Origin of the sequence: Salinispira pacifica (genome assembly GCF_000507245.1) — a bacterium.
In the GTDB taxonomy this organism is placed as follows: domain Bacteria; phylum Spirochaetota; class Spirochaetia; order DSM-27196; family Salinispiraceae; genus Salinispira; species Salinispira pacifica.
In genome coordinates this window covers 159773-179611 of the sequence record NC_023035.1, presented here as the reverse complement: position 1 = coordinate 179611, position 19839 = coordinate 159773, and the positions used below count along the sequence as shown (strand labels likewise).

Below are 19839 nucleotides of genomic sequence, written 5' to 3'. Positions count from 1 at the left end.
GTTGAAGACTAATCCTGAAATCTTTTCAGAATGAGAATTGAGTTATGTCCGCCGAAGCCAAGACTGTTGGACATTGTATATTCTATCTTTCCGCTTACACCCTTGTTGGGCACGTAGTCCAGATCACATTCCGGATCGGGATTTTCATAGTTTATTGTAGCCGGAAAAAACTGATCCTCAATTGCTTTGGTACAAATTATTGCCTCCAAGGCCCCGGCGGCACCGATGCAGTGGCCGGTCATTGATTTGGTTGAGGACACTTTCAGCTTTTTCGCATATTCGCCGAACACCTGCTTTATGGCCCTGGTTTCCGTGGGATCATTTATGGGAGTGGAGGTTCCATGGGCGTTGATGTAATCAATCTGCTCCGGAGTGATGCCTGCCTGCCGGAGTGCGTGGTTAATGGCCAGAATTGCTCCCCGGCCCTGGGGATGGGGGGCGGTCAAATGACTTGCGTCGGTTGATGCGCCGTTTGCCACGACTTCCGCAAGAATCTGCGCCCCTCTCTTTCTGGCATGCTCCAGTTCTTCCAGAATCAGAATGCCCGCACCTTCACCCATCACAAAACCGTCACGGTCTTTATCGAACGGCCGGCTGGCCCGCTGAGGTTCGTCATTGTAGGCGGTACTCAGGGCATGAATTGCATTAAAGGCTGCAATACCGAGGGGGGTAATTGTTGCCTCAACTCCTCCGGTAATCACCACATCGGTAATTCCGTCCTGAATATTTCTCATGCCGTGCCCGATGGCATCCGTGCCCGATGCACAGGCCGTTGCCAGAGAGTAGGCCGGCCCCTGGGCATTCAGATAGATTGCAACATTTCCGGGCCCGATATTGCTAATCAGCTTCGGAATGGTCATGGGATGTACTCTGCGGGGGCCCCGGGTAGTCATATCATGGAAAGATTTTTCCAGGGTACTGAAACCGCCGATCCCCACACCCAGGATGCAGCCGACTCGCACGGGATCCACATCACCGTCCTGAAACCCCGCCTGAGCCCATGCTTCATAGGCACTCACCACGGCGAACTGGGAAAACGGTTCAAGTTTTTTCGCTTCCTTGGGATCCATAAAATCCCGGACGTTGAAATCCTTGATTTCTGCGGCAATCCTGGTGGCATGTTCCGAAGGATCAAAGTGGGTTATCGGTCCCACCCCGCTCCTTCCCTCACGGATACCCTTCCAGAAATCCTTCACATTGTGTCCAAGAGGATTTACACTCCCCATACCGGTAATTACTACCCTTCTCGCCATGGTACCATCTCCTGTTGAGTCCCCGTGCCCGGACCTTCCCCGGAAAACGGGCTCCGGAGAAGGCAATTCTGTATCGAAAAGTGATTCGACGACCTACATTCCCAGGCCGCCTGTTATTTTAATCACTTCGCCTGTCACGTAGGAGGCCAGATCGGATGCCAGAAAAACGATGGTCTTTGCCACCTCTGCCGGCTCACCCAGCCTTCCCATTGGTATTTGATCGTACAGCGCTTTTTTCTGATCTTCATTCAGCTTGTCGGTCATGGGCGTGACAATGAATCCGGGGGCAACGGCGTTCACCCGGACATTACGGCTTGCAACTTCCCGGGCCATACTTTTGGTCATCCCGATAAGTCCGGCCTTGCTGGCAGAGTAATTGGTCTGCCCTCCATTCCCGATTATTCCAACAATGGAAGCTACATTAATAATTGAGCCGCCTTTCTGCTTGGCCATCTGCCGATACAGAGCCCGGCTCACCAGAAATGCACTGGTAAGATTCACATCCAGCACCGACTTCCAGTCCTCGGTTTTCATACGCATCATCAGGGTGTCTCGGGTAATGCCCGCGTTGTTCACCGCAATATCCACGGTTCCCGCTTCAGAAATCACCTCGGAAATTACTGCCTGAACCCGTTCCTCGTCCGCTACGTTGCACTCTTTAAATGCAGCGGTCGCACCATTGCTTGAAGCAAGATCCTGGTATTCCTTCAGATATTCACCTTCCGCCAGATCCAGATACCAGACAGAAGCTCCTTCTCTGAGAAACGCAAGGACAATTTCCCTTCCGATTCCCCGTGATCCGCCGGTTACTATGGCATTTTTTCCTTTTAACAACATATGCTCCCCCATGTGAAATTGTGTTTTCTTGTATATTACAAGATTACCGAATATGATTCAAAAATGGAAGATATTATTGAACACTATTCAGGAAATATTCTAAACTCTGGCATAATTTTTTCCACACAGGTATAGTGAGCTGATATGAATGAGCGAGTCACAATTGTTGCCCTGATTCTTCTTGGTCTGGGAGTGGTATTTGTTATTTTCAACCCGTTCGGCTGGCTGGAGCCGGAGGAACATCCTCTTCCTGAGCTGGATCCGGAGCAGGTGAGCCGGCTGGTTTCCGAAATAGAACAGGGGAAAACCGACCCCTCCAGGGGCGTTCTCGACCTTTTTCAGGACCACCAGGTAGTTCTGGCCGGTGAACTGGGAATTATCAAAAATGAGGTCGACTTTATCGCAGAACTTCTCCCGCAGCTTCCCGGCGCAGGTGTGCGGATCCTGGGCCTGGAACATCTTTTGGCATCCGACCAGGACACGATCGACAACCTGATTAATGCCCCTGAATTTGACAGAGATACGGCGGAAGAACTGCTTATGCGCCGCCTTGTCACATGGGGATACAACGAATACGTGCAGCTGCTTGAAGCCGCCTGGCGGGTAAACAACTCCCCGGAAGGACCATTCAGAGTGTTGGGATTAAATGTATTCCAGAGTTACGCCCATCTCAGCACAACAGACGACTTTCGCGATCCCAACAAACTGCGGCAGGTGATGGAAGAAGGAAATCCCGACGAGTTCATCGCCCGGACAATCAGCGCATCAATTCTGGAGAAGGGAGAATCCGCCCTGGTTTTTCTTGATCGGGAAAAAGCCTTTACCGATTTCCTCCTGAAATCCCATGCAGAAGAAATGAATGCCATCGGAATGGAGGAGTCCCGCCAGAGCGGAAGAATCCTTGCCGATAGGTACGGCGACAGGGTCGCAACGGTACTGTTTCACAGTCCCTGGCCCAGCAGCTTCACCACCTCACGAGCACAGCATCCGGTGAACGGTCTCATGACCGCTGCAATTGAACGCATGAAAGAAAACGGGACCGGCGATCGGCTCTTTCCCTTTGCAATCGCAATGGAAGATATGCCGTTCACCGGAGACACTGCAATCGGCCATACCAATTTTGCCATCGGGTATACCAATGACAACAACGGAGGCTCCGACCTTCTCTTCAGGCAGATGGCGGATCTGTACATAGTGTTTAATGAATTGCACAACCTGGATACGGCAACGGCCATTCCCGATTTTGTGAATGAGGAAAATACGGAATTTGCCATTTCCAATTTTCCCGGAACCCGATATGAAGACGCGGACAGCGATGATGTGAATGATTTCATTCGAAGATTCTCTGAAGACCGGAAAGAACTGCTTGAGCGGTTCAATGATTAGCCGGATGTTCGCCCAATTCAGCAGGATAATCTGCCTCCCGGGCTTCCTGCACCGGCCATCCATTTTACAGTAAGGAGCATTGAATATGCAGGCATATATTCGATCGGTGGGAGCGTATGTTCCCGAAAAAATTATCACAAATGATGACCTGGCAAAGACTATCGACACAAATGACGAGTGGATCTTTTCTCATACAGGAATCAAGGAACGGCGGGTTGCGGCAGAGAATGAAGCTGCCAGCGACCTTGGGTATGCTGCAGTCCGGCATGCACTGGATAATATTTCCCTTCAGGACCCCGGGGGAGAAGAGCTGAAAGGATCCGACATCGATCTGGTTCTTCTTGCCACATCCACCCCCGACTATCCGGGGCTGCCGTCCACCGCCTGCATCGTTCAGGATAAACTGGGGGCCGAAAACGCCGGTGCCATGGACCTTGTTGCGGCCTGCACCGGGTTCATATACGGTCTGGAAACGGCGAAAAACTTCGTCCTCAGCGGAGCCGCCAGGAACGTTCTGGTTGTGGGGGCTGAAGTATACTCGAAAATTATCAACTGGAAAGACCGGTCCACATGCGTTCTGTTCGGGGACGGCGCCGGAGCGGTGGTAGTCAGCCCCGGAGAAAAAACTGCGGGTAGCGGCATTTTTTCATCTGTGCTTGGAAGCCGGGGCAGCGGTGTAGAGCACCTGCTGCGTCCCGCAGGCGGCACCCGTACCCCCTATGTTCCGGGCATCACTCCCGAAGAGGACTTGTATCTTCACATGAACGGCCGGCAGGTATATGTCTTCGCCGTTCAGGCAATAACAGACAGCATTAATCGCCTGCTGGAGATCAATTCGGTCAGCATGGATGAAATCGACCATGTAATTCCCCACCAGGCGAACAAACGCATTATTGAGGCCGCCTGTAAACGCAACGGATGGCCCGAAGAAAAGTTCTTTATGAACATTCGTCACTATGCCAACACTTCCGCTGCAAGCATCCCCATCGCTATGGAGGAGATGCAGCGGAAGGGCCTGCTGAAGCGTGGAGATAAGGTTCTCACCATCGGTTTCGGCTCCGGCCTGACTTTCGGCGGAAACTACTTTATCTGGTAAAGATTACCCCGAAGAGTGTGGAAATAGTGTAGATGTCAGATTTCTCCGGCTGCATGGTTCCGCCCCAGCCGGTACTCTGATACCAGGTTTTGAATATCATCCATCCCGAATTCCCGGGGAACCGGAACCAGCTTCGCATTTCTCACATCAGCAATTGCCCCTTCCATGCTGAAATTCTGCGTTTCCTTCCCGGGCCACAACTGATCCAGCATATGCTCCAGGGCGAGGCGGTAGATATCGAGCTGCAATGAATACTGTACGGGGTCAACTTCTTCACCGGTTTTAAAATCCAGTATATACAGCCGGTCATTTTCCAGGAAAATCAGATCTATCTGTCCCTGAACATAGGCATCGCCCAGATAAAGAGAGAACGGCAGTTCCGTTTCCCGGTCATCAGAACCGCATATTCTTTCATACAGTTCGGATGAGAAAAAATTCCGGCAGAGCTCTTCAGCCTGAGGTTGCAGCCGCTTCCATTCCTGCGGATCATAGCTGTCTGCAAACATATCATCCAGCTGACCCAGAGGCCACTGAAGATCCCTCCCTTCCCGGGAAAGCAGGTTTTGCCGTGAGTTAAGATTCAATTCAATAATACGATGAACCAGGGTTCCAAGCCGGGCCGCTTCGCCCTGCTTTTGCGGCACAGAACCGGCTTCAAGCTCCGATTCTGACGGGTATGGAAGACTATCTTCCCTCCGGGACCGATTTTCCCGGGTTTCATGGAGATAGGCTTGCAGGCCTGTAACACTGATACTGTAGGGCGGAAATGCGGGCAGCTTCAGGGGAGACGGAGGTCCGGACAGAGGTTCGATACCCGCGGCACCGGAGCTTCGGGTGGATATGGCGGATACAGGAACAGAGGTTGTCCGATGTATTTCAATCTGAAAAGAATTTTCCCACAGGCTGTGGCGCAGCCGGGATCCAGGCTCCATGTCGCCAAGAGCGGTTCGGCCAATCTGGAGAGCGGATTCCAATAGATCGTAGAGATTCTCCTCTTCATCGGTTGAATGGCGCCGGTCAGGAATACCTCCGTCGCTGTCACTGCCTGCGGCTTTTTTTCCGGTACGTGAAATATTATCCGCCGTTACGATCACATGCTGCTGAGCCCTGGTGAGAGCGACATAGAGCAGCCGTCTTGCTTCGGCATTTTCCTCCATTCGGGTCCTGGCCTGCAGCTCCCGTACCAGCGGATTTCGGAAATTCTTTCCAGCCTGTGTATCTCCGGGAAACCATGTGTGGACCACATCCTCACTGATGCCTCCGTACACCAGAGGTGTGCCTTCGGGAGAGGGAATAAAGGGCTTGGATGCGCTGGTATCCGCCCTGCCCCGTGAATTTGTGTTCACCAGGAACACCACGGGAAATTCAAGGCCTTTGGATTTATGGATAGTCATGAGCTGCACCCCTCCCCCGGTTTCCCGGAAGATGGATAAATCGTCAGCCCGTTTATTACTGCCCAAATACTCCTCCAGATCTTCCAGCAGTTCGGCAACAGTAAACCCCTCATGCTGCTCAAAGAATTCAAGAAGATAATCATAGTATTCCAGGAATCCCCTTTTGTACGGATCGGAATGCATAAACGCCTCATACCCGGATTCTCTCCAGATATGCGCCAGCAGCTCCTGATGGGAAATCCGGTCAATCTTGCTCCTGCAGTCGGCCCACAGGGAAATCCCTTCTTTCAAACGCTGCAGCTCATCATTGTCAGTGAGTTCGCCCGGAGCATCTCCCGGTTCTGCAGCAAGGATTCTATTCGCAAGTTCTTCCGGATTGATGTGTTCCGGAAGGGCGGCAATCAGCCCGGTTATACTCCGGTCTCCCAGAGCAACCATGGGCGAACGGAGAAATGATGCAAATGAAACCCGATCTTCCGGATAGACACAGAATTTCAGAAAGGAGTGGATATCATACGCAGGAGCGTCATGAAACAGCGACCGTGTACTGTCTCCCGTGTAGGGAATGGAAAAGCGCCTGAACATGGCCTCCAGCTGATTTTGAAGGCTTCCGGTTTTATATAAAACGGCGATATCCTCAAAATCAGGCCTTCGGAGTTCTGAAGTCTCTTCATCCGGAATCAGATAGTCATCGGAGCTTACAATCCTTCTGATTTTTTCCGCCACCACATAAGCTTCATGTTCCGATGCAGAAAGGTATTCACCGCCGTGATCATCCTTGAACCCCGCAAGCAGCTCAAAACGGGAATTCCCCAGCTGCTTCAGGCCCGGAGAAAGCTGCTCATATTCAGCCTCAAAGCTTTTTTCTCCTCCCATAATGTGGGGAAACATCCGGTTGAATCCATTTATCAGGCCGGGACTGCTCCGGAAGTTTTCCGACAGACTGATGGCCCTGCCCCCGGGAGGAAGCTCTCCCGACAGTGCTTTAAAGACTGATACATCGGCATTCCGGAAACGGTAGATGGACTGTTTCTGATCCCCTACAAAGTAGAGTACTCCCGGTCTCAGCTCCCGGAATTCCGGCACCCGTTTTTCCCGGTACCCGGGCTCTGCAGCCAGGAGAAACAGCAGTTCCTTCTGATCCTCGTTGTTGTCCTGAAATTCATCAATCATAATAAAGCGGATTTCCCGCCGGAGAACGTCTGCAAAATCGGGATATTCCAGAAGCACATACCGGGCCATGTGCAGAAGGTCCTGGAAGAAAAGAATTCCGTTGCGGCGCTTAAACTCGGCAGCCTTCACTTTGAACTCTTCAAGCACCCGGTACATGTCTTCGTAGGCTTCATCTTCGCTGAGAATGATCAGGGAAGGGATAAGCAGCTGTTCCAGAACCTTTCTGTGAACGTCCCGGTACTCTTTCCAGGGGTGTGCAGCCTTGGCTGTAGAAGATGTGAATCCGGACAGCCCGACCTTGAGATTCATCAGCACAGGAAGCATGCTCTGGATAATCTGAGGGTCAGGCTCTGTAAGCAGGGAAGGGATCTGATCCAGATGAGCCAGTGCGTCATCCAGGGTGGTCAGAACCTCAGTCAGTTTTCCTTTCAGGGATTTTTCATCCAGATCCCCCCTGAGGCCGAGAATTCCCGTCAGGGAATCATGAAGATCCGAAAGAGCACGGTTCACAAGCTCCAGCAGGAGGTTCCGGTGAACTGCATAAAATGATCCCCCGCTCTCTGTGGGTCTATTTGGAGCTCTATTGGGAGGGCTATCTGCAGATTTAGCTGCGGCTCCATCTGTAGATGTATCTGCAGCTCTATCCGGGGGGCCGTCTGATGATCTATCCGGGGATTTTATCAGCGGCATGAATAGATCATCCACCAATCCGTGAAATGAAAAATGCTCCAGCAGGCGTGATATTCCGGGGGACGAGAGATTGCGGCTGAGAAAATTCAGACAGAATTGATTCAGCTCCCGGTCCATCTCGTCGGATACCACGGAAACAGTTCCGGGATAGCCGAAATCGCTCAGGTATGGCCGCAGAATGGTGTTGCAGAAACCGTCGATGGTTGTAATTCGCGCCCGGTCAAAACGTTCAAACTGCCGACGAAAGAGGGGATTTTCAGTTTCGTTCATAAGCCGACGGTGAACCCGTTCATACATCTCACCTGCGGCTTTCCGGGTGAAAGTGAGGCACAATATGTTTTCAACCCCGCAGCCGTCATTATTCAGCAGACTCAGATACCGTTCAACAAGTACGGACGTTTTTCCTGCACCCGCCCCGGCAGATACGATGCTGTGCTCTCTGGTTTCGATGGCCTTGAGCTGATTTTCAGAAAATTTCATGCTTCATTCCTTGGTTTTACCTCATGGGGCATTTTCACCGCAAAACGATGGCGGCAGAGCCCCTTGAAGCTGCAGCTTGAACAGGTTTCATCGGGCATTCGGAAATCCCCCTGTGCCATGCCTTCCAGAGCCGCAATTGTCTGCGTTTCCGCACCCTGCCTGACGGCATTCAGAAGCACCGGATGTTTCATGGGTGCCTGGGAGGAAACTGTGGCCGGCGGAGGATCCTGAATATCCAGGACCGATGTGTAGTTTCCGCTGAGACCGTTATCACCCGGTTTCAAAATGTAATACCCCATCCTGCTTACTTCATATCCCATGCTGGCCAATAAATATGCGTATGCGGGGAGCTGAATTGAGAGGGGTTCGCTTGAGCAATCCTGTATCAGCCTGATGACATCCTCCGGGTCCATGCCCTTCTGTTCCTTTACCGTCGGAAGATGCTGCTGTATGCCGTTGAGCACCCGGGAAAACGGCGGCACACTGGAGCTTTTATAATCCAGCACCGCCACCGTACCGTCAGCGGGGTTCCGCATTACCCGGTCGGCACGGCCGTGGAACCTGATATTCTCACCCCGGAAATTCAGGGTTGTCTCCAGCTCCATTTCCAGACCGAAAATTTCCCATGAATCGAAAAGTACGGCGTCCTGATCCAGAATATGCTGTGCGGCACGGATGAAACGCTGCTTCAGCTGTTCATGGAGGGACCGGGGAATGTTTCTCTGGGGAGAACCGGGCTTGCTGCGGTCCACACCGAACATCCGCTTTACCAGTGTGTCCGCCAGTCCCCGGTACTGTTCAAGTCTGGAGGAGAGGAAGGACTGGGGCGGCGAACTGCCGTCTCCGTCCCGAATGATTCGGTAGAGATCCTCCATAATGCGGTGAAAAGCATTACCGATGGACGACGCCGGGTAGACGTCGGGAATTGTCCTGCAGGGTTCCATGTTCTGAAGTCTCCAGAACATTCCCTGGGGACAATCGATGTAGGACTGAACCCTGCTCATGGATATTCGTTCTCCGGGAATTCCCAGCTGCTGTGACCAACGGCTGCCTTCAAAGTCTTCGGGGATCTCACAGCCGGTGGATACTCCCGGGAACGGGCCCATCTGTTCGGGTTCCCCGGGTAGGAGATACTCAGGGGACGCCCAGGGAGCATTTCCATGACGTTCAGTAAGGAAGTTCTCAGCCGGCAGAACAGCCCGCCCCTTCAACATGCTGCTGCAGCTCATGAATACACGGGAAGCGGAACATTCATAGCCCTTCAGAAAGGCACGGGTCATATCCCCGTTTTCGCCGAAGAGCTCCCGGTACTGATCTTCCCGGAGAAATCCCAGGCCCGATTTTTGAACTCTGCTGTCTGCGGCGTTCAGATTCAGCACGAAATGATACGGAAAGGCGGCGCCAGATGCCACCCGATAATCGTACACCTGAATTCCTCCGCCCTGCTCCTGGGGCAGATACAGCCGTGAGGCAAGCTCTGCGCTAAGGAACTCAAACATATCCGGGGTGAATTCAGGGTACTCTCCCAAAGATTTTTCCAGGGATTTAATCTCCTCGGCACAGCGCTGCCAGGCGGCTGCATCCCCTGCACCCCAGGATTCCGTATTCAGCCATGCCCGGAAAAATTCATATATGCGGTCAAATAACTCAGTACCGTTCGGCGCATCCAGCATATTATCAAAATAAGAAAACAGGCTTTGAATTCCCGGCCGTGAGGTTAATCCGTAATTCCGGAAATTGCCGTCGATGGATCCCGCCAGCCGCTTCCAGGCTCTTAAGCCCCCTTCCACAAGCCCCGTATCAACAGCTTCCCCGAGTAGAGCTTTGATGGCGGCTTCCGCCCCGGGCTTCCAGGGAAGCCCCGGATTTTTCAGCAGACGGCGGAGGGCATGGAACGAATAATTATCGCTTCTCAGCGCAGCCACCTGTGCCAGCCACGCCACCGAAGGGTACTCAATAAGGGGGCGTCCTTTTCTGAATGAGAGGGGAATTCCCATGGAATTTGCAGTGTATGACAGCCGGGTTTTGAGTTCATCAAAACCGGCCACGGAGACGCCAATCTCCCAGGCATTCACCCCCGTCTGGAGCAGCTCACCCACGTTCTCCATGACCCGGAACAGTTCCTGCCGATGATCTTCATACCGGTTCAGCTGCTGATTTCCTTCCATCTCTCCGAGAAACTGAAAACGGATTCCGGAGGCAGACTCCAGCTGGGATTTATAGTCCTCGAAATCTTCCAGAAGCCCGGGGAAAAGTATGAGGTAGGAACGGCCGTCGGATACATACGATGTCTCCTGCCATGAGGGCTCATAGCGCTGGTGATGTTCCAGAAAGTTCCGGTATGCCGTTTCCAGCCTGAAAATGTCAGCTGCCAGAGCCCGTCCCAGCACCTTCTCCAGCCGTTCCCGGGGCATCCGGCACAGCGAACCCAGAGCAGGAAGCATCCGGGAGATCCCCTGTGCATAGAGCCCCACATCATTCCGGTATTTTACCGGCACGATCCGGGAGAAGAGTTGTTCCTGCCGGTTTTGTTCCAGTATCAGCCGGGCGAACACCGAACGGGTAATACCGTTTGCAGGCCGCCAGCTCTGCTGTCCGAAAAATGTGAGCTCTTTAAAGCTGTCCCAGGATATCAGGCGTCTGCGGTTCACCGCTATGCTTTGCCGGGCGATGGTTCGTGCCCAGCTTTCAGCGGCAATCTCCGAAGGGAGCACGAAAATTTCATCACCTTCAAGAAAGCGCTGCAGCAGATCGTTAATAGTTTTCATTCTCAAATCCCTCGGTAACCCCGGAGAGGTCAACGGCGGTAATCCACCACCGCCCGGTCCTTCATCATGGAGGAGATTCTTTCAGCAGCTGCCTTGTGAGCCGGGTGCACCCGATACTCTTCCAGGGCCCGGGGGCTTTCATGTTCGCTCCGCAGAGTCACATCCCAGGCCGGTGCTGAGCTGTTTTCGTTCAGACCGAGCTCCAGGGAGATCAATCCGGGAACGGTTCCAACAAGGGCTTCCAGTTCCTTCTTCATTCCGGGAAATTCCCCCGGACCGTCAATATCATCTTTGAATTTCCACATCACAACATGAACTATCATAATTCCATTCTTGCATGGGGGTTTTTCATTCGCAAGCTGTTCCTCAACAAATTCCCGAGAGTCGTATAGTGCTAAAGTGATTTCATTTTATGGCGAAAATTAATACAGGCCGCTGATTCGGATTGCACATTTGAAACGGCGGGAATTAAGAATATATTTCCCGGGCCTGGAGGCCGTGTGGAAGGGAGGACTGTATGAAACGCAAACGCATCGGAAAGAGCTATAAAGTTCAGGGTCTGAACGGCTTTGAGACGGTAATATCCGTACTCGGAGAGGATGAAAAGCATATTGATATCCGGATGACCAGCATGACTGCCTGGGGGAAAAACGAATCCACCGAAGAGCTCAGCAAAGATCTTTTCGAGTCCTGCATCCGCACCGGCTACCTGCAGGAAATATCAGAAGAGTTATTGACAATCCAATAAAATATGCTCATTATAGGAGCCTCTTCCGGGGGTGTAGCTCAGTTGGCTAGAGCACTAGCATGGCATGCTAGGGGTCACGGGTTCGAGTCCCGTCACCTCCATTTTTTTCTTTCCCGCCCAACATATAATTCATATTTCAATATAATTCTGACTGAATTTCATAATACCAGTGCATGGCTTTTCCCGAACTTCTCAGATATACTGGAGTGAAGAACTATGGCTGATCAAAACTCTGACACTGAAAACATTTTTGCAGGATTGGTGGAAAGCGAAGAAGCTACCATCACGTTCGGAGATGACGAGGACTCCCAGCTTCTGGAGGCAAAGGAACACCCCGCCGGGAGCAATGAAACCGGTGATTCCCAGGCTCCCCCTGATTTCTCTGACCTCTTCGATGAAGAGCGGCCGGTGGAAATGAGCGCCGCACCGGATTTCAGTTCTGCTCTGGATCAGGTGGAAGATGAAAAATTTTCAACCTTTGAAAAACTTCTCACCGATAAGCCCCAGCCCATTTTCAAGAATAAGAATTATTACAAGATCCTTCTTAACGGTGAAGGTGAGAGCGCAAAGCATGTACACAGCATGCTGGGCAATTTTCTCAAAGCCGATGATCCCCAGGACAGAACCATGCACAGGGGAAGGCTGACGCCTGCATATTGGGACTTCGCCGCTTCCGTTGCATCCAAGGTGACCCGCAAACTACCGGTACCCAAGATTCTTCTTCTGCGTTTCGGCATACTTCTGCCCACGGCAATCTCCGCCGAACAGCGGATGCTGATCAGCAGAATTCCCTATAAAACCAGCTGCGACGAACCGGTGTATTACGCCGATGAGTGGCTGAAAGCGGTGGCCTTCGGAAGGGTGAGCGCATCGGCAACCGATGAAACGAAAATGCCCTCCAAAAACAAGGGAGCGAAAGTCTCGGCCATGCTGGATAAGGCCAGAGGACGCTACGACGCTCAGATTCAGGTAGTGAAGAACTATGTGAGTGAAATGCAGACTCAGGAGCGGATCATGAAGGAGCAGGTTGAACTCCTGCTTCGGCATCAGCCCATGAACCGCTACGACAATCTTCCTGCTCCTTATGACGATGCCCAGAAAAACGGTCTCAGTGAACTGAATTCAAACATCCGACGCCTTAATAATCTCAACCGCCAGCTCAGCACCGCCTACAAGGAGCTGGACAGCGTTAGCGATCAGCTGGAAAAACTCCGCAGGGAAGAAAACGATCAGGACGATGATGCGGCTGCGGATACCCAGGCCGTGGGGGAAGAGATGAACACCGTCCGCCAGATGGCCAAGCTGTGTGTGGGCAGACAGGGCAACCACTTTCCCATGCTGCTGAAACAATACTTCATTCCCAATATCCGGGATATCGGAACCAAGGAAAATGTGGTGAACACCCTTGCCGAGGTGGAAGCCCTGGATCCCGACGTGTTTAAGCGGACATTCAAGCAGCAGACCAATAGAATTGTGCCGAATATCATCCTGATTCCCTGTTACGGGGACACGGGGATCTGCTGGGAGCCTTTCGAACGGCATAACCGGGCAACCAGCCGGGGAAGGCTTGCAATCCCGGTATTCCCCAAGGATCTGAGGGTGGCGGTGATCTCCGCCCTGGGTGATCTGCGATGGCAGGTGGCCAAAGAAAAAGCCCAGCATTACTGGATGGAGGAAGGACTCACCGGCTGGTATTATCAGGATTTTTCCGACAAGAAGAGAAAAGGGGATGTAAAGGATGCCTTCATTCAGGATTACATTCTCTGGATTACCAAGGAATCAGAAGGTACCCAGAAAATGGAACGGGATGTCCGCTCGATTTTCTGGCGTTACGTTCCCTTCCCCCAAAATGTGAAGGATAAATTGAAAAACCGGGGATTTGTTTACAATGAACTGTATAAAAAGGACCAGAACCGGGCCATATCCGACGGGTACTGATCCTTCACAGCCTGTGCGTTACATGTTCAAGGCCTGTACGTTGCATGTAGGTGCGGCGCGTACCGGTCTTTTTTTACTCTCTTTCCCTGCTGAGTTTCAAAACCACCCCCGTATAGGCGGGAAGTTCCATCCTCAAGCGGCCCCGACGAATCCGGATGCTCTCCAGCTCCGGAACACCCGGCGCCAGGGGTTCGCCGGCTGAATCCAGAACCATGCTGCGGGCCCATCGGAAATCCCGCCTCAATTCGTCGGGAAGTTCAATGGAAAAACGCTCTTCATCGCCATTATTCAGAATTGTGAGAAAAACATCATCCGCATCGTGGCGGGCATACACAAAGCGGCTCATACTCCGGTCCACAATGGTGAATTCGCCGCTGCTGAGAGCAGGATGGAGACTTCGCAGTTCATTCAAAGATGTCACAAGATCTTTGTAGAGGGCGGGTTCGTCCCAGGCCATGAGACTCCTGCCCGAATGTTCGGAACCGCCGTCCATGGGAATTTCCGTGCCGTAATACATAATTGGTATGCCCGTGTAGCTGAACAGAAACATGAGGGACTGGGCGAGCTTCTCCTCTCTGTTCCGGTACACCTGGTTCACGAAGCGTCGCACATCATGGTTGTCTATAAAGGTTCCCATAAGCTCTTCATGGGGATAGTTCCGTTTGGAATTGATGACAGACTGGGCAAAACGGGTGGCGGGTTCGCCGTTACGCACCATATCCTGAATTGCAAAATATGCGGGGAAATCCAGAAGTCCGTCGATTCCCGCATTCTGATATTTGCCCAGGTTGGCGGGGTTGCCGTCAAACACCTCGCCGATAAGGTAGAAATCCGGAAACTGCTCCTTGACGGCGGCGGAGTATTCCCTCCAGAAATCCGCAGGAACATGCCTCAGGGCATCCAGGCGGTATCCGTCAATGCCGGTCTGCTCAATCCACCAGATGGACATATCTATAAGGTACTGACGCACCTCGGGGTTCTCATGATTCAGATCCGGAAGATTCTGAAGCCAATGGTTTTCCACCTGATACTGATCGGAGTAATCATCAATATCCTGCCGGGGATGAAACCAGTCCTGGTATGCAGGATCCCCGAAAAAATCGTGCTGAATCCCGGTGTGATTTATGGCCAGATCCAGGATCACCTTAATACCCAGCTCGTGAGCCCGGTCAACCATGGTTTTCAGACTTTCCATATCACCGAAATGTTCTTCAACCCGGTAATAATCCTGTGCCCAGTAACCGTGGTATCCTCCGGCCTGGTTATCCACCACGGAAGATATCCAGATTGCGCTGAAGCCCATCCCGGCTATGTACGGGAGCTTCTCCGTCAGTCCGGCAAAATCCCCTCCATGGTACCCCTTCAGATTTCTGATGTTCACCGTATAGTTATTGCTCTCATCACCGTCATAAAAGCGGTCGGTAAACAGGAAATAGACCGAGTCCTCGGGTCCGAACTGGCCCCACAGATTAAAAACTGATGCAGATAGAATGAGCAGCAGAAGCAAAGCTTTCCGGGCCATGTTCCATGAAACAGAAAACGTCATCTCTTTCGGGCTCCTATTCTGAAAATCGGATCGAAATATTTATCCATGTCCACTTTTTTGGAAAGCCATTTAATAAACAGATGATAAAACAGATAAGAGGATGCAACGGAAACAAAGAAAATCACAATCAGAGCCACCTGTGCACCGCCCTGGCCGAATACCCCGGAGAGGAAGCGGGCGTAGAGGGTTGCCAGCAGCAGCAGCATGGCAATCATTATGCCCACATTCATCACCGTTGCACCCAGAATAAACAGCACCGAATTCAGTTTCTTGTTCATTTTGCGTCCGGATTTCTCGTTCCCGCTGTGGGCTGAGCCGGATTCAACACCTTCCCGGCTGTTTCCGTCATGTTCATTATCTGTCATGTTAAACCTCCCGGTTTTCATTCTCGGTATCGATCACGTTCTGTTCTCCGGTATTCTGTACCCCGGATGTTGGTTCCCCGGCGTTCTGTTCTCCCGTCGTGGTTCCCGAAATATGTTCGCCTGCAAATACCAGGGTGATCATCAGCAGAACGCCGCTGATTACTGTGGACATATCCGCAATATTGAACGTGGGCCATCGATCCAGTCCGAACAATCCGTAAAATTTGAAGTCCAGAAAATCCACAACCCCCAGAGGACGAAATATCCTGTCGAAGAACACATTTCCTATGCCGCCTCCGGCAATCCCGGCCAGAAGCCATCGCTGGAAATTGCTGATCTCCCGGGACCGGATCAGAAAAACCAGTACGCCGATAATCACGATGGATGGAATGATTATCATCAGAATAATTCGAAATACCGGTGCAAACGAATCTCCAAGACTGAAGGCTGCACCCAGATTCCTCACATGGATTATCCGGAAAAATCCGTCCAAATGAGACGAACCAATGGTATTCAGAGGGATGGTCCTCACAATAATCAGCTTGGTTAGCTGATCGAGGAGCACTATGACCGCGGTGAGAATCAGCGGTTTGAGGTGATATGTTTTTTCTTTCATTTCCTGTCCCGTTTAAAGACCCGTAGGTACATCTATGAATTCTGCGTGGATTCCCGCTTCGCTGCCGGGCCCTTTGAGCAGATGTTCCATGAGAAGCTTGACACCCCAGACCTCTGTTAAATAATGTCCGGCGAATATAACATTAATCCCCGCCTCCAGACAACGATGATAAATGGTGTGGGAGGCATCACCGGTAATGAACAAATCGTACCCCTTTTCGATGGCTTCATCCACATCAAACGCCGCTCCGCCTGAAACAATTGCCACCGAGCTGATTTCGTCGGGACCGAAAGGCAGGCTTGCGATTACATTTCCATCGAAACCGAACAGCTTCTGCTGAATGGCAAACAGTTCCATTGGGCGGTCCAGACGTCCAGCCATGCCGATGGGTATGCCCTTGTGAAGGCCGAAGGGTTTCACATCACTCAGCCCCAGACTTGCGGCAATTCCTGCATTGTTTCCCAGTGACGGATGGGCGTCCAGGGGAAGGTGAATTGCATAGAGGGCGATATCATGCTCCATGAGAAACCTGATCCGCTCGTAGTGGTAACCGGTAAGAAGTTCTTCTCTTCCCCAGAACAGGCCGTGATGCACAATCAGAATATCCGCTCCTATATCTTCACAGCGCCGAAATGTCTCCAGGCTTGCATCCACGGCGAATGCGGCCGTGGATATCTTCTGCTCACGCCGGGAAACCTGCAGACCGTTTTTACTGTTATCGATGCGGGAGAACTGCTCCATGTTAAGTTCTTCCTTCAACCATCTGTCTAGTTGAGAAATATTCATAGTATACTGCTCCTCATATCAGTAGATTATCATGCGGCATCCGAAGTTGGACAGAGATTTGTCCCGCCTCTATACTGATTATACAACCGGCAGTTTTCAAGCTGCCATTGGACGGATACGTACATGAATACTTCCCATGCATCTCTGACCTGCCGCCTGGAAGCCTCAAGGGTACTTTTCTCCATCCCCGAAGAAGAGTTGAACGTGGAGCCCAGGGATCAGGCCAGCTTTGGAATAATCGGACAGGAACGGGCCATTCAGGCCCTTCAGATGGCAATATCCATATCCTCCAAGGGATATAACATTTTTGCCAGCGGCGCAGCGGGTACGGGAAAACGAACCGCTGTCAACCATATTCTTGCCGCTCAGAAACTGAAACCCGAATTGCTCAGAGACATTCTATTTGTTCACAATATGATTCAGCAGGACAGTCCCAGGGTGCTTTATCTGCCCGCAGGCCAGGGAAAGCGCTTCAAGAAGCTGCTCCGGAGATTTGTACTCTCGATCCGGGAGCTGGGACTGACCATCAAGAACCGCAGCGGATTCAAGGAAGCCAGGGATCAGATCATGCTGCGCACCGAATCTGAAGAAAATCAGATGCTCTTCGATTTTGAAGACCGGGTGGAGCAGGAAGGTTTTAAAATTGTCCAGATTGAAGAGGACGACCAGGAACGGGCGGACCTTGCCCCCATGATCGACGATGAGCCTTCGGATTTCGACGAGCTGCAGAAACGGGTCAGCCGGGGAAGCCTCAGCCCGAAGGACTACAAGGAATTACGGGAAAAGTATTTCCAGTACATGGATGAGCTTAAACAGGTGCTCAGCCGCATCAGAAACTCACGGGTGAAGATCAGCAGCGAACTGGACGCCCTTCATGTGGAAACCATGTCTCCGGATGTGAAGGAGGGGGTGAGCAGACTGAAGAAGGAATTCTGCTCACCGGAATCCCCTCTGAAACCCCATGAACGCGAACGGATTGCCGACTATCTGGACAGTCTGGGAAGTGACCTGCTTCAGAGAATTTCAGTGATTATCAATGAAAGTAACGAGGAAGCCTTCGAGGGCGAACCCGAACTTTCAACCCAGCCCCTCCCCGAGCCCCTGACCCGCTACGATGCGAACATCCTCATCGACCACGGAAGCACCCACGGGCCGCCGGTAATCGAGGAAACCGCGCCTGACTACGCCCGGCTGTTCGGCAGCATCGATATTCCGTCGGATTCAGGAAGCGGCGGCGAACCCACCTACGGATTTCTTCACCTTCGGCCCGGCTCGATTCTCAGGGCAAGCGGCGGATATCTTGTGCTGAAGGCCGAAGATATTCTCATGGAAGAGGAAGCCTATCTTCATCTCAAGCGAGTTCTCCAAAACGGATCAACGGAAATCCGCAATCCCAGTTCTCCGGGGAGCCCCTCCCACGGTTATATTAAACCCGATCCGGTGAAGGTGAACCTGAAAGTGGTGGTTATGGGCAAGGAGAGCCTCTACGACGCCCTCTATCTGCAGGATGAAGACTTCCAGAAGCTGTTCAAGGTGCCTGCAGAATTTGATTACGTAATGCCCCGGAACCGCCGGACCACAGGCGAGTACATTAATTTCATCCGGCTCATTACCAGGGATGAGAATCTCCGAAGTGCTTCCAGAAGCGGCATAGCCGCAGTTCTTGAGTACGGGGTCCGGCTGGCGGAATTCCGGGATCAGCTTTCAACCCAGTTCAGCCTTGTGGCAGATATTCTCAGGGAAGCGGATTACTGGGCAGGAGTTGAAGGCAAACAGGAAATCGACCGGGAGGCCATAGAACGGGCGCTGAAAGAACGGGCCTTTCTTCTCAACCTTCCCGAGGAAAAAATAGACGAGCAGATCCGCAGCGGCGAACTGCTCATCCGAATCAAGGGAAACGAGGTGGGCCGGGTGAACGGACTCGCGGTGCTTGACCGGGGATACTACAGCTTCGGCCGCCCTACAGTAATCAGTGCCCAGGCGGTGCCGGGAAATGACGGACTGATCAACGTTGAGCGGGAGGCCGGGCTCAGCGGAGAGATCCACGACAAAGGTTCATATATCGTGGAATCCTATATTCACGCACGCTATGCCCGGGACTTTCCCCTCTCCATTACTGCACGCATTGCCTTTGAACAGAGCTATGTGGAAGTTGAGGGTGACAGTGCAAGCTCCAGCGAGATTTTCGCTTTGCTGTCGGCCATCGGCAGCATTCCCCTCCGGCAGGACGTTGCGGTCACCGGCTCGGTGAACCAGATGGGAGAGATCCAGCCGGTGGGAGGGGTTATAGAGAAAATTGAAGGCTTCTTCGAAGTGTGCCGGCAGATGGGTCTCAGCGGAGAGCAGGGTGTTATTATCCCCATTCAGAATACCGAAAGCCTCATTCTGAACCGGGATGTGAGCCGGGCGATTGAAAACGGCATGTTTCATATCTGGGCGACCAGCACCATCGATCAGGGAATGGAGATCCTCAGCGGCATGACCGCCGGAGAACGAACAGAGAACGGCAGCTTCCCTGAAGACTCACTCAATTTCCGGGTGGAACGGAGGCTCAGGGAAATGGCGGATATCATGAAGGATCACGGAGATGGCTCCGATGAGACCGAACCTGATGACCGGGGAAAACATCCCGGGTAAGGCCCGGCATTCAGTTGCTGTTTCAAGGGGGCTCACTGGCGAAATCAGTATTTTTTGTCCCTTTATGTATAAATTATAAATATTGAATATAAATAGAGAATTGCATATGATGAGATAGGAATTATA

14 protein-coding genes and 1 tRNA gene are annotated in these 19839 nt (G+C 52.1%); 6 read left to right on the top strand and 9 right to left on the bottom strand.

The annotated features are described in order from the left end of the window. Positions 1-8: 8 nt before the first annotated feature. Positions 9-1253, bottom strand: coding sequence for a beta-ketoacyl-ACP synthase II (gene fabF, locus L21SP2_RS00745; protein WP_024266532.1), 1245 nt, complete (start codon positions 1251-1253; stop codon positions 9-11). 93 nt (positions 1254-1346) lie between these two features. After that, positions 1347-2090, bottom strand: a complete 744-nt coding sequence (gene fabG, locus L21SP2_RS00740; protein ID WP_041400953.1) for a 3-oxoacyl-[acyl-carrier-protein] reductase — start codon at positions 2088-2090, stop codon at positions 1347-1349. A gap of 144 nt (positions 2091-2234) precedes the next feature. On the opposite strand from fabG, the gene L21SP2_RS00735 reads away from it, so the two are divergent. Then, positions 2235-3476: a hypothetical protein gene (locus L21SP2_RS00735; protein ID WP_024266529.1), complete on the top strand. Its 1242-nt coding sequence runs from the start codon at positions 2235-2237 to the stop codon at positions 3474-3476. Between the two features lie 85 nt (positions 3477-3561). Continuing rightward, entirely contained in the window at positions 3562-4572 is a 1011-nt protein-coding gene (locus tag L21SP2_RS00730) for a beta-ketoacyl-ACP synthase III (protein WP_024266528.1), read from the top strand. A gap of 35 nt (positions 4573-4607) precedes the next feature. On the opposite strand, the gene L21SP2_RS00725 is transcribed toward L21SP2_RS00730, so the two are convergent. From L21SP2_RS00725 to L21SP2_RS00715, 3 genes are read right to left on the bottom strand one after another with little or no spacing between them, the layout of a single operon-like run. Next, positions 4608-8309, bottom strand: a complete 3702-nt coding sequence (locus L21SP2_RS00725) for a UvrD-helicase domain-containing protein (protein WP_024266527.1) — start codon at positions 8307-8309, stop codon at positions 4608-4610. Continuing rightward, positions 8306-11077 (bottom strand): PD-(D/E)XK nuclease family protein, encoded by a 2772-nt coding sequence (locus L21SP2_RS00720; RefSeq protein ID WP_024266526.1) that lies wholly within the window; start codon positions 11075-11077, stop codon positions 8306-8308. The genes L21SP2_RS00725 and L21SP2_RS00720 overlap by 4 nt, the downstream gene beginning before the upstream one ends. Before the next feature lie 29 nt (positions 11078-11106). Next, positions 11107-11400, bottom strand: a complete 294-nt coding sequence (locus tag L21SP2_RS00715; RefSeq protein WP_041400951.1) for a Dabb family protein — start codon at positions 11398-11400, stop codon at positions 11107-11109. 194 nt (positions 11401-11594) lie between these two features. Between L21SP2_RS00715 and L21SP2_RS00710 the strand changes: the two genes are divergently transcribed. The 3 genes from L21SP2_RS00710 (at position 11595) to L21SP2_RS00700 (ending at position 13763) form a co-directional block, all read left to right on the top strand. Beyond that, on the top strand, positions 11595-11825 hold the full coding sequence (locus L21SP2_RS00710; RefSeq protein ID WP_024266524.1) for a hypothetical protein: 231 nt from the start codon (positions 11595-11597) through the stop codon (positions 11823-11825). A 27-nt stretch (positions 11826-11852) separates the two neighbouring features. Then, positions 11853-11926, top strand: a tRNA-Ala gene (locus L21SP2_RS00705). Between the two features lie 115 nt (positions 11927-12041). After that, the gene (locus tag L21SP2_RS00700) at positions 12042-13763 is read left to right on the top strand and encodes a hypothetical protein (RefSeq protein WP_024266523.1); all 1722 of its coding nucleotides are present in this window, start codon (positions 12042-12044) and stop codon (positions 13761-13763) included. 73 nt (positions 13764-13836) lie between these two features. Here the strand turns inward: L21SP2_RS00700 and L21SP2_RS00695 are convergent, their stop codons facing one another. The 4 genes from L21SP2_RS00695 to L21SP2_RS00680 are packed head-to-tail and all read right to left on the bottom strand — an operon-like array spanning position 13837 to position 17076. Further along, positions 13837-15309, bottom strand: a complete 1473-nt coding sequence (locus tag L21SP2_RS00695; protein ID WP_024266522.1) for an alpha-amylase family glycosyl hydrolase — start codon at positions 15307-15309, stop codon at positions 13837-13839. Then, positions 15306-15674 (bottom strand): hypothetical protein, encoded by a 369-nt coding sequence (locus tag L21SP2_RS00690; RefSeq protein WP_024266521.1) that lies wholly within the window; start codon positions 15672-15674, stop codon positions 15306-15308. Before L21SP2_RS00690 ends, L21SP2_RS00695 begins: the two co-directional genes overlap by 4 nt. A gap of 1 nt (position 15675) precedes the next feature. Then, a complete protein-coding gene (lspA, locus tag L21SP2_RS00685; protein WP_024266520.1) occupies positions 15676-16290 on the bottom strand; it encodes a signal peptidase II in 615 nt (204 codons plus the stop codon). A 12-nt stretch (positions 16291-16302) separates the two neighbouring features. Next, a complete protein-coding gene (locus L21SP2_RS00680; protein WP_041400949.1) occupies positions 16303-17076 on the bottom strand; it encodes a Nif3-like dinuclear metal center hexameric protein in 774 nt (257 codons plus the stop codon). A 123-nt stretch (positions 17077-17199) separates the two neighbouring features. Between L21SP2_RS00680 and L21SP2_RS00675 the strand changes: the two genes are divergently transcribed. Next, the gene (locus L21SP2_RS00675; RefSeq protein ID WP_024266518.1) at positions 17200-19713 is read left to right on the top strand and encodes a Lon protease family protein; all 2514 of its coding nucleotides are present in this window, start codon (positions 17200-17202) and stop codon (positions 19711-19713) included. Positions 19714-19839: the final 126 nt, after the last annotated feature.